Genomic DNA, 9,678 nt, shown 5'->3' on the forward strand with positions numbered 1-9,678 from the left:
CTAAAGCTTTTCTGTTTTTAATAGAGACTAATTTTTTCATCAAGAGGCTACTTTTTAGAGGTTTTTTCTTGCTTTTTGATTTTAGGTTTTGGCATACTCGGGTTCCAGGCCAGGACAACGGCTGGGAACGCTTGGCCGCAGTTTTCCCCCTTGAACCTTGAGAGAAAACTGCGCTCTGACAAACTCGGTGTACCGAGTTCAGGTATCCGTGTGGTATACGTATGTATCGCGCTTCATTAGTTTTGCTTTTCGCATGTGAGCATATCAACTGCACCATTCCCTTAGCTTGACTAGAATCACTTCTAGCTCATCTCACATCCCCTCTGCACGTCCAAAGAACGTACAGACATGGTGTCCAACCCTCCTTTTACTTTATAGCTTTTATCGCGCGCACAACGGCGTGTACGCGTTTTTTTCCCTAATGGCGAAAAGGAACAAAACATACCGTCCCTGCCTGATGATCCATGAAGCAAGACCACCCGACACGCTAGACTTTTCGAAATTGGCTCTAGCTGACCCCCTGACACCTTTTTTTTATCGTAGAGGATAAGATCATTGCTCTCCGTACTAGACAAATAGAAAAACCGCCTGAGCATAGCCCAAGCGGTTCCAACATTCATCTTAACTGGAAAAAGTGTCGTTTATTGAAGAAAAATAACTGCCCAAAATATACATAAAAAGCTTGTTTTTAAGCGATTTTACTGCTATTATAAGGGCAGATATTATTTATCAAAAACGAATAAAGGTCTTTGACCTTCCAATTAAGCTAGTTGAGTTGGTAGCTCCGGGCTAGCTAAACCCGAAAGAGTGTTGTTGGCGCAACCTCTTTCTTTTTTTTATGTAATGCGATTTCTCTTGAAATCTAGTAAATGTATGAAGTTTTAAAACTAATATACACCTTTTTAATAGATTCGTAAACCCCTTATCTCAAGGGGTTTTTTCATGTTTTAAAAATGTATACAAAATGGATACATTGGTATTGACTAAATGGATACATTTTGGATACAATATAGTTAAGTTAAACAAGAGGAGGAATTATTCATGAGATTAGCAAGTGTAGACATCGGTAATGATGCAGTTAAAGCATTCTTAGGAGGCGCAGGAGAGGAAAACAAACTCTACATCCCTAACGTTGTAGCAAAACTGGAAGCTCGTTCTATTGTAGAAATGGAGAAAAACCCTTTAGACGCTATTCACGTTGAAGTAAACAGCAGCACACTAAAAAGCGGAATTCAAAAAGTAGCAGTTGGCAAGTTGGCTAGCAAACAAAATGTCAATGAAGAGTTAACGCCGGACACTGACAAATCAGAAAGCGATCAAGCAATGATCATGCTGCTCACAACTTTAGCTCTCGACGCTGTTAAGAATTTTAAACCAGTGGACAATAAAGTAGATGACGATGATGATCAGGTAATTAAAGCTAAATATTTACTCTCTACAGGACTACCAATGGACGAAACAAAGAGGGGCTTAAATAAAGCATTCCGCAAAAAAATAAGAGACGGCCAACATAAAGTGACATTCTTAGATACTCCCGTTTATCAAGGAAAAACTGTTGAAATTTCCTTTGAAAATGTTTTGGTCAATACAGAAGGATTCGCAGCTTACATTGAACTATCAGAAAAGTATAGCGATATCGTCGGAAAAACTGTTTTAATCAATGACATTGGTGGCCTTTCTACAGACAGCGCGATCATCACAAAAGATGCACAGGTTGACAACGAATTCAGCGACGGAATTAAAAAAGGCGTTGCTGGAGCCTTAGACAACATTATTAAAAAAGTGTATAACGAACATCGCTACACGATTAAAAGCAGAAGAGATTTGGTCGAAATCATCACAAGTCAAAATGCAGAGGAAAAAAATACAATCTATGTCGCCGGACAGTCAACAACCATAGAAGATATTGTAGATGAAGAATTATCTACACTTGCCAGTGAAGAATACAAGCTCATGAAAGGCATTTGGAGAAACGTACCTGACATCCGCAAAGCATACAATATTGGTGGCGGCTCGGCTGTTCTAAAGAATTATTTAATCGAGATCAACAACAAAGATGCAAAATTCCCGCTTGAGTTCCCCCGAGTAGAAGATAGCATTTGGATGATTGCACGTGCATACTTCAAAATACTTACTCTGTTCTGCCAAAAGAAAGGTATTGAATTACCGAAGGTAGAAAAAGCTGAGGTCGCTGAAACGGCTAAATAAAGGTGAGGATAAACGATGTCAGAGAAAAAATATAAAGTATTTCAGCCCAAAGATAAAATACAGCTTAGATTGCCCGTTGATACGCCTCCAGATGTCATCAAGTTTATAAACAAATTAAGCAGAAAATATGGCCGGAATTTTAGCGGAGAAATGGTTCGACGATTGATAAGCGTATTGGAAACAGAATTGCAAATCAACAAGACGAAGAGGAACAGGATCCTTGTTCCTCTTCCTGAAGATTTAACTTATAACGAAAGCAAAAAACTTGAAAGCGAAGAGGTTCGAACTCTCATCGGTCAATTAGCACTACAGCTAATACGTGAGCCAGCTAAAGCTGTCCGCCTATCTTCTAAAGAAGATGAGGTTAACAATACAGACGACAAGTCTCCGGAGACAGTCATTCAGAATGAAAAAGTCTTAAAGTTTGCACAAGACAATTTCTTGGATTTTGATGATGATGACGACTAAAAATTAAAGGGGCTTTACAATGGATATGGATGATAGAAAAAAACCAAAAGACATGGTAGATATGGAGCTGTTAGAGACTTATAGCTCTTTTAATAAACAAAGTTTTTTTACAATAGAAGAGCAAAATTATGTAGGGCTGCTCCGGCAAGAAATGCTGGAACGGATGAGTAAAAAGAAGTGAGCCAAGGAGTGAGCCGTCATGACATTATCAAAACGGCTCTCTGCTTCGTTCGTGAATAAGCATTGGTATGAAAGATGGCCATCTTTTTTCATTCGTGTTTTGATTGATTTTCCTGGAGCCAGGGCAGCTGTTTTGTTCGGGTTTTTAAATTAAGGAGTGATCTTATATGAAAACATGCGCTTACTGCGGATCGGAACTTGTTTCAAATTATTGCTCATACTGTGAAATGAACCTCAAGCCTGACGACATCTTAGAGAACGGCCAACGAAAAACACATACCCTTTCATATGAACCCGACCCCGCGGACATTTATAAATCGACTCCTGAATTATTAAAATCCAAAACAATTGAACTCATCTTTCTATTAAAATACGCCCGAGAATACCGTTCGGACGTATACAATGGCCGGGTTAACATTCATCGAGCCAAACAGGCCGGACAAAGTAATGAACAGCTTGAACAGTTCCAGCAAGAAAGCTACAAAGAGTATGAAAAAGCAACTCGCAAGGTATGGGTCATTGAAAACATCATTGCTGATCGAATCGGTTATATACCAAAAACGATTAACGACAAATTCTTGTTTGCATACCTCGACAAAATGGAGAAAAAACAAGGCAAAGTCATGATAATGAAAAATGCTCCTGCTGTAACAGGCGGTATGAGCATTGACCAAAAACCTAAGGAGAGCCAAAAATATGAATGATAAAGGAAATGAAAAAGAGAAGGGTATAGATCTGCAACATATATTGTTGTTTCTTGTATTTATGATTGCTGTATCTGTGACTACACTTAATTTTCAAAGTATCTATCAATATATTGACTATCTAATAAGCAAGTTCTTTTAAACAAATAAAATCATGATGATGAAAAGTCTTTTACCTGAACCTACAATATAAAGGAGGCTAATCTATTGATTGGTGATATGGAACAGATATACCCATGGTTAATTATTATATTTATATTTGCTATATGTGTGATTACTGCTCAAATATCAATGAAGAGTTTAAAAACGCCTTGGGTATTTCGAATAGTTGCAATTGTTAGTATCATTATTTTGATCGCGTTGATGTGGTATAAGTTAGAAGTATTTAAAGATAAGTTTTGGAGTGAAATAAACAATATTCAGCAGGATCAATGAGGTAATATTTGCTCCGTATATAGACTTTAAAAATGAAGGGAGGCGCGCCTCATGACTAACATCCAAGCAGCCATTAATGAGCTACATGTCGCTTTTAAGAAGTTAAATGATGCCTTTTTCAAAGGTGAGTTGCCTGAACCTGCAATTACCATTCAAACAAGCGGAAACCGTAAATCTATGGGATGGTGTACCACAAAAGAAGTCTGGCGCGACAAAGAAGGGGAAAACCGAAGGTATGAACTAAACATCGCGGCAGAATATCTCGATATTGAGTTCATGGAAACAATGGACACGATGCTTCACGAAATGGTTCACCTCTATAATGCGATTTGTGACATACAAGACTGTTCCCGAAACGGCACTTATCATAACAAAAGATTCAAAGCTGAATGCGAGAAGCGCGGATTTTACTTCCCTGACAACAAACCAGATAAAAAATATGGATGGGCTTTTCCAAAGCTGACAGAGGACTCAAAGAAAAAGATTGAATCATTAAAGATTAACCCCAAAGCTTTCAGTATTGCACGAAAAGGATTTCACGGCGGGACCGGAGACAATGCATCTGGAGAACAGCAGCAGGTTGAAAAAAAAACTAGAAAGTATAAATGGATCTGCCCCGCTTGTAACCTACGCGTATTGTCATCTAAGAAGGAAATTGCGGTGAAATGCGTAGAATGCGATGAAATCTTAATCAATGAACCTTAATAAGCCCTGCCTCACACGAGACAGAGCTTATGTTTATTGACTCCATATTCCCTTATGTTCTTCTTGGGCTTGAGCCTCGATCTTGCGGAACTGATCAACAAACTCCGTGTTTGGAGGGAATACGGCGACACGTGCAAGCCCTTTCTGTAGTAACAATTCATTTATCATTGCCCCGTCCTTCAGATAGACGTAAGCCAGAAGGCGGCCGTATTTATCTCTTTCCTGAACTCCAAGCTTCAGATCAACTTTCTGGCCGCTGAGAGTCTTCTTAGTGAAATCTGACGCCTCACGTCCGAATGGCTCTTCTCCCTTTTTAGGATGAACCGTTTCAGGAGTATCAACCAGGATAAAACGGACACGCTCCTGTTTTCCACTTTTCATTCTTACATCTATGGTGTCTCCATCTACAACATTAACCACCACACCAGAAATTAAGTTCTGTTCCTGCTGCTGATCGGCGGCTGCGGCTGCCGTTGTCTCGTCCGCCGGCGGCATGTCGTCCGCCTTATTACAGCTCACCAAAACGCCCAGAAGTAGCACAAGTGACAAACTGTATCCCGCTATTTTCTTCATGAGCAATTCCCCTCTGATACTAGACTGCGTTTCTCGATCTCCTTAACAATCGCTTTCGTAGGCCATTCCTTCAAGTCGTGGGGAATATCTTCACCACACTCTTTTAAAAGAGAAACCAAATAATAATAGCATTGACCCCAGTCATGATAATGAAGCTGAACTTGTTTCATCATATCTGCCTCCTTTTAATGCCCTTAGACTGAATTATTAATGGGTTTCATTTTGCGAACAGTCGACCATTTCAAAAGTGAAACCGTCGACCGTTCTATTTTTGAAACGGTTTAATACATCAGTATTTCAGAAAAAAGTTTATAAAAAAATCGCGAGCCTTTTCTATTGTCTCTTCCTTGTTGCCTCGGTGAAATTCTATATCCATTGCTGGACATGTATCACAAATATGAATTTTGACTTCCTCAATCGCTTGACGGTAAAACCGCCCGCAATTGCAATTCGGACAGGATTGTGAATGGTTTAATTCTGGAAGATAATTCTCTATAAATTCCACATCGTCAAACGTATAGCTCTGTAAAAACTCTTCATATGAAATGCCTAATGTATCATGACAATATTTTTTCAGCTCACTGACTTTTAAAAGCATATACTCTCTTTCATTTCGTTGCAATTCGATGTATTCACACATTTTTATCTCCCCTTATATTAAATTTAGACCGCCCCAGACGGGGCGCTTCATCCTAAAATGGAAGGTCGTCATCACCGACAGGAACAGAACCTGCCGGCTCCCGTTCCTCTCTGCTAGTTGGCTGTGTGCCGCCTGAATGTTTGTTCTTCGGCTCTAAAAACTCGGCCGTTTCAACGACAACTTCTGTTTTATAAAACCTCGTGCCGTCCTTCTCATATGAGCTTGTTTGCAAGCGTCCGGATACTCCGATCAAAGAACCTTTTCGCTGATAATTCGCGATGTTTTCGGCCTTTTTATCCCACGCCTGACAGTTGATAAAGTCGGCTTGTCGCTCGCCTTGCTGATTTGTGAAAGTCCGATTTACCGCCAGTTTGAAGTTAACGACTGGATTTCCTCCTGGTGTATATTTAAGCTCTGGGTCTCTTGTGAGTCTGCCGACAAGTGAAACGTTATTCATTATTAATCTCTCCCTTCAATTTAAATTGAATAGTACTATTCAATTTTTCATCAAAAAAATTAGGCTTAAATAATTAGATGGGAAGGGCGGATGTCTCCGCCCCTATACAGCGACATACAAAGTCCGATAATCAAAGTGATAACGAGAAACGCGTAATTTGATTTTGTTGTCCTCCGTCTCATCCACATATACCCACCAGCCGCTAGGCGACTCTGTCAGCTCTTTAGCAAAGCCTAGAAGGTCGAACAGCTCACCTTTTCTGAAATTCACCGCCGCATCGTAGGCATAATCATCAGTAAGCCTCATGTCTTGAACGCCTTGTGTTACCTGACCCGTCAAGATCGCTTTAGCGACCTTGTCAATCGTCCATTTTGAATGAGGATTAACCCTTTTCGGTTTTGCAAATGGGCTGAAGACGCGCACAGCCTTTTCCTCGTCATGAAAATTATTCACGCTTATGTCGTCAACGTCCGGAAGAGCGTTGGCAACAGCTCTTTTAATCAATTCAGCAAAATTGATTTTCAGAAAGAACATATACTTATTTATGATTTCACTACCATCAAAGGAGCCTCTCTGAAAATGTACCGTATGTTTGATGACGGTTTTTCCTCGCTTCAAAGCATTGTCAAGGGTATGGACGATAAGCGAATTTTCGTAGATAGTGATTGCAAGCTGTTCCGCCTCGACATAAACGGTCCCGCTAGAATAGGTTTTTGTCTCATGAAAGCCTGTATAGGCTTTCTCCAATTCTTTCAGGTTTTCATAGATTTCAATGCTCATTTGGTTTCCTCTCCTTTTTCATTTTTTGAACTCCGAAGGGATTTAGTTCCCCAGAGGGGGATTATTTTTTCCCTTTTTGACACGTAGAGCGAAAATGCCCCATAGCTGACTCGTCAAGGGTTTCAGTCGGAAAAGTTTTTATCGCCGCTGCAGCTTGCAGCGGGGTTTCGATAAAAAGTTTTTCGCCCCTTGACGTGGCAGCTCGGCTTGTTGGGTCGAGATCGGGAAGAGTAACGAGGCTCGCCCGATCCCGGCCTTACAAGCCTTGGGGACATTTACGCTTCGGAGGTCAAAAAGGGAAAAAGACCGATAGGAGACGTATGTCTCCTTTCCGTCTGACGTTGTTTTGCATTTAAGTTTTTTATCATCGTTCACTCGTTAAGAAATGGACAGGAACATAGCATCTGTAGCTTCCGGATCAGCCGCATGCAAATCCGGAAGTGTACAGCTGCATGTTATCGGCCATTTTAGAGGGAAGCGAGATGCCGCAGAGAGTTGCCGGGCGCTGTCCGGCTTATGACTGCGAGCAGACCCCTTGGGTGATCCCGCCTTTAACTGATCAAAAATCTAAACATTCCTTTATCACACTCTTTGCTTAAGCAAAGAAAGAATGGGCTTAAGCCCATTTAACATGTTTAAAAATGAACACATTTAAATTTCAGGATATTGATATCTGGTGCATGTTATAATTTAGGAAATACTGATCAAGAGAGGAGATCATATGAAAGTAGAAGTAGTAATCAACATGTTTGAGATAGGACTAATCATTCTAGGTGTAGTAGGACTATTATTAATTAAAGCTAATGAAGAGAGAAAAAGAAGCAGAAGGAGCTAGACCTGGCTTCTTTTTATTTTATGTTGTTATCCTTAGAGTAAAGCGCAGAGGGAGTGTATGTAATGGACGAAAAAAATACGATTACAGCTTTCCATTGCAGGAAGCAGAATGGTGAATTAAAGGTAAGACCTAAACCTTTTAAGTGGCACATTCCTAAAAGACTAAGAGGACAGATACAACAAGGGGATATTGTATTGGTTGAATCTCTAAACAGGAAAAAAACTGTCCTAGTAATTGACGTTTCAAGAGAAGAACTAGAAGAAACAGGTTGCTATTACAAGAGAGTCATTAAGATTTTGGATCAAGTAGATAAAAATAAAGAAAATGTACCTGTGTGAAAGAGAGACTATTACGAGTAGTCTCTTTTTTAATGTAAAAATTCACTCAAATTTAACATGTCAATTCATCAGATATTAAAACATCCTTAAAATTCTAGTAATGTTTACATGATCCATTTTAATCATTAATATGGTAAATGTGGACCACGCTAAAAAAGGAATTGGAGGTAATAATATGAAAAAACGAAACGTTATTGTCACATCCTTGTTGTCAGCATCCGTGTTATTCACTGGGTTTGGTTTGGAGGGAAATGCACAAGCGAAAGAGGTATACCCTTCTATGAACACTGAAAGAGCCAAGCAAGAAATAGAAGAAATGAAAGCAGAGGGAATGACCTCTGAACAGATTAATGAGCTTTACGAAATGAGCAAAAAGGAATATGACTCTGTATCTACGGAAGCAAAAGCAGAAGCGATATTCGAAGAGTCGCAGAAAGATATCGATCAATATATTAAAGATGGCGTGATTGACGAGTATTTACCTAAGTACAACGAAGAGAAAGATAAGATGAGTGTAAACGCCAAGAAGAGCAAGAGCCTAGGCACTAAAGGCGATGTATTGGTTAGCTATGACTTAAATTCAGGCAGTTCTGCAATTGGTCTCGGACATGCGGCTATTGTTTCGAGAACGAAGTCAAATACCATAGAATCTTGGCATAAGCTTTGGAGTCCAAAAAAACAGCATGGAGTTAGATTCTATAATAATTCTTGGGGAAATAGAAAGAAGGTATATGGGCTGTGGGTAAAGAAGTCTAATAATACCAAATATGTAAATGCGGCTAAGTATGCCGAAAAACAAGCTAATCAAAAGAAGCCATACAATTTGAACTTCTTTGACAAGAAAACCACAAAAAAATTCTATTGCTCTCAATTAGCTTGGAGAGCTTGGAAAAATCAAGGTCACGATATTGACAATAATAAAAAAGATTTAGTCGTATCGCCGATGGAATTAGTTAACTCTAACAACACGAAGGTCTTTTATCATAAAAAGTAAGTTAATAAGCAGTCGGGGATTTCCCCGATTGCTTTACTTGTTTAAAATTGAAGGGAGATGATTGAATGAAATACTTTAAGTTACTTTTATTAGCTTGCGCCATAGCACTTGTTTGTTTAGCGTGTTCAAAGAAAGAGGAGGCTGTGGGGGACTCTCCTAAGGGAGAATTGAGCAATATGAAAGATAGTAAATTTGCTGTAATTCATTCAAAGGTGATGGATAGGGGGTGCGAGATAGTAAACTATAACGATACAGGGAGTAAGCTATCAAGCGTGTCATTAAAAGACTGCGTGGGATTTACTTCGTCTACTCAGAGTGATAATAATATGTACTTCTCATCTAATAGGTCTAATTATCATGT

14 protein-coding genes and 1 pseudogene are annotated in these 9,678 nt (G+C 39.5%); 10 read left to right on the plus strand and 5 right to left on the minus strand.

Features of this window, described 5'->3' with window-relative positions; genetic code table 11:
- Window positions 1–1,041 precede the first annotated feature (1,041 nt).
- From MHI11_RS20745 to MHI11_RS20775, 7 genes are all read left to right on the plus strand, one after another.
- Entirely contained in the window at window positions 1,042–2,208 is a 1,167-nt protein-coding gene (locus tag MHI11_RS20745) for a ParM/StbA family protein (protein WP_340962397.1), read from the plus strand.
- Between the two features lie 15 nt (window positions 2,209–2,223).
- Window positions 2,224–2,676 (plus strand): hypothetical protein, encoded by a 453-nt coding sequence (locus tag MHI11_RS20750; RefSeq protein ID WP_340962398.1) that lies wholly within the window; start codon window positions 2,224–2,226, stop codon window positions 2,674–2,676.
- Window positions 2,677–2,695: 19 nt separating this feature from the next.
- Window positions 2,696–2,857, plus strand: coding sequence for a hypothetical protein (locus MHI11_RS20755; protein ID WP_340962400.1), 162 nt, complete (start codon window positions 2,696–2,698; stop codon window positions 2,855–2,857).
- An 18-nt stretch (window positions 2,858–2,875) separates the two neighbouring features.
- Window positions 2,876–3,010, plus strand: coding sequence for a hypothetical protein (locus MHI11_RS20760; protein ID WP_340962401.1), 135 nt, complete (start codon window positions 2,876–2,878; stop codon window positions 3,008–3,010).
- A 13-nt stretch (window positions 3,011–3,023) separates the two neighbouring features.
- A complete protein-coding gene (locus MHI11_RS20765) occupies window positions 3,024–3,560 on the plus strand; it encodes a hypothetical protein (protein ID WP_340962402.1) in 537 nt (178 codons plus the stop codon).
- A gap of 207 nt (window positions 3,561–3,767) precedes the next feature.
- Window positions 3,768–3,995: a hypothetical protein gene (locus MHI11_RS20770; RefSeq protein ID WP_340962403.1), complete on the plus strand. Its 228-nt coding sequence runs from the start codon at window positions 3,768–3,770 to the stop codon at window positions 3,993–3,995.
- 51 nt (window positions 3,996–4,046) lie between these two features.
- Window positions 4,047–4,700: a SprT-like domain-containing protein gene (locus tag MHI11_RS20775; protein WP_340962404.1), complete on the plus strand. Its 654-nt coding sequence runs from the start codon at window positions 4,047–4,049 to the stop codon at window positions 4,698–4,700.
- A gap of 33 nt (window positions 4,701–4,733) precedes the next feature.
- Here the strand turns inward: MHI11_RS20775 and MHI11_RS20780 are convergent, their stop codons facing one another.
- From MHI11_RS20780 to MHI11_RS20800, 5 genes are all read right to left on the minus strand, one after another.
- Window positions 4,734–5,273 (minus strand): thermonuclease family protein, encoded by a 540-nt coding sequence (locus tag MHI11_RS20780; protein ID WP_340962405.1) that lies wholly within the window; start codon window positions 5,271–5,273, stop codon window positions 4,734–4,736.
- Window positions 5,270–5,443: a hypothetical protein gene (locus MHI11_RS20785; RefSeq protein ID WP_340962406.1), complete on the minus strand. Its 174-nt coding sequence runs from the start codon at window positions 5,441–5,443 to the stop codon at window positions 5,270–5,272. The genes MHI11_RS20780 and MHI11_RS20785 overlap by 4 nt, the downstream gene beginning before the upstream one ends.
- A 119-nt stretch (window positions 5,444–5,562) precedes the next feature.
- On the minus strand, window positions 5,563–5,913 hold the full coding sequence (locus tag MHI11_RS20790; protein WP_340962407.1) for a hypothetical protein: 351 nt from the start codon (window positions 5,911–5,913) through the stop codon (window positions 5,563–5,565).
- A gap of 52 nt (window positions 5,914–5,965) precedes the next feature.
- Complete coding sequence (locus tag MHI11_RS20795) at window positions 5,966–6,373, minus strand: single-stranded DNA-binding protein (RefSeq protein ID WP_144472600.1); 408 nt, start codon at window positions 6,371–6,373, stop codon at window positions 5,966–5,968.
- 99 nt (window positions 6,374–6,472) lie between these two features.
- A complete protein-coding gene (locus tag MHI11_RS20800) occupies window positions 6,473–7,150 on the minus strand; it encodes a hypothetical protein (protein ID WP_340962408.1) in 678 nt (225 codons plus the stop codon).
- An 897-nt stretch (window positions 7,151–8,047) separates the two neighbouring features.
- On the opposite strand from MHI11_RS20800, the gene MHI11_RS20805 reads away from it, so the two are divergent.
- From MHI11_RS20805 to MHI11_RS20815, 3 genes and pseudogenes are all read left to right on the plus strand, one after another.
- Window positions 8,048–8,323, plus strand: a complete 276-nt coding sequence (locus MHI11_RS20805; protein WP_340962409.1) for a DUF5839 family protein — start codon at window positions 8,048–8,050, stop codon at window positions 8,321–8,323.
- Window positions 8,324–8,498: 175 nt separating this feature from the next.
- The gene (locus MHI11_RS20810) at window positions 8,499–9,317 is read left to right on the plus strand and encodes a septation ring formation regulator EzrA (protein WP_340962410.1); all 819 of its coding nucleotides are present in this window, start codon (window positions 8,499–8,501) and stop codon (window positions 9,315–9,317) included.
- A gap of 65 nt (window positions 9,318–9,382) precedes the next feature.
- Window positions 9,383–9,678 (plus strand): annotated as a pseudogene (locus tag MHI11_RS20815) (hypothetical protein); the annotation flags it as partial.

It is taken from the genome of Bacillus sp. FSL K6-3312 (assembly GCF_038007485.1).
Lineage (GTDB): Bacteria > Bacillota > Bacilli > Bacillales > Bacillaceae > Bacillus > Bacillus pumilus.

Bases quoted from the DNA above. Each gene is read 5' to 3' on its own strand.
- MHI11_RS20750 (WP_340962398.1), top strand. From the start codon at position 2,224: ATGTCAGAGAAAAAATATAAAGTATTTCAGCCCAAAGATAAAATACAG.
- MHI11_RS20745 (WP_340962397.1), top strand. From the start codon at position 1,042: ATGAGATTAGCAAGTGTAGACATCGGTAATGATGCAGTTAAAGCATTC.
- MHI11_RS20785 (WP_340962406.1), bottom strand. From the start codon at position 5,443: ATGAAACAAGTTCAGCTTCATTATCATGACTGGGGTCAATGCTATTAT.
- MHI11_RS20800 (WP_340962408.1), bottom strand. From the start codon at position 7,150: ATGAGCATTGAAATCTATGAAAACCTGAAAGAATTGGAGAAAGCCTAT.
- MHI11_RS20810 (WP_340962410.1), top strand. From the start codon at position 8,499: ATGAAAAAACGAAACGTTATTGTCACATCCTTGTTGTCAGCATCCGTG.
- MHI11_RS20780 (WP_340962405.1), bottom strand. From the start codon at position 5,273: ATGAAGAAAATAGCGGGATACAGTTTGTCACTTGTGCTACTTCTGGGC.
- MHI11_RS20775 (WP_340962404.1), top strand. From the start codon at position 4,047: ATGACTAACATCCAAGCAGCCATTAATGAGCTACATGTCGCTTTTAAG.
- MHI11_RS20765 (WP_340962402.1), top strand. From the start codon at position 3,024: ATGAAAACATGCGCTTACTGCGGATCGGAACTTGTTTCAAATTATTGC.
- MHI11_RS20760 (WP_340962401.1), top strand. From the start codon at position 2,876: ATGACATTATCAAAACGGCTCTCTGCTTCGTTCGTGAATAAGCATTGG.
- MHI11_RS20805 (WP_340962409.1), top strand. From the start codon at position 8,048: ATGGACGAAAAAAATACGATTACAGCTTTCCATTGCAGGAAGCAGAAT.
- MHI11_RS20790 (WP_340962407.1), bottom strand. From the start codon at position 5,913: ATGTGTGAATACATCGAATTGCAACGAAATGAAAGAGAGTATATGCTT.
- MHI11_RS20755 (WP_340962400.1), top strand. From the start codon at position 2,696: ATGGATATGGATGATAGAAAAAAACCAAAAGACATGGTAGATATGGAG.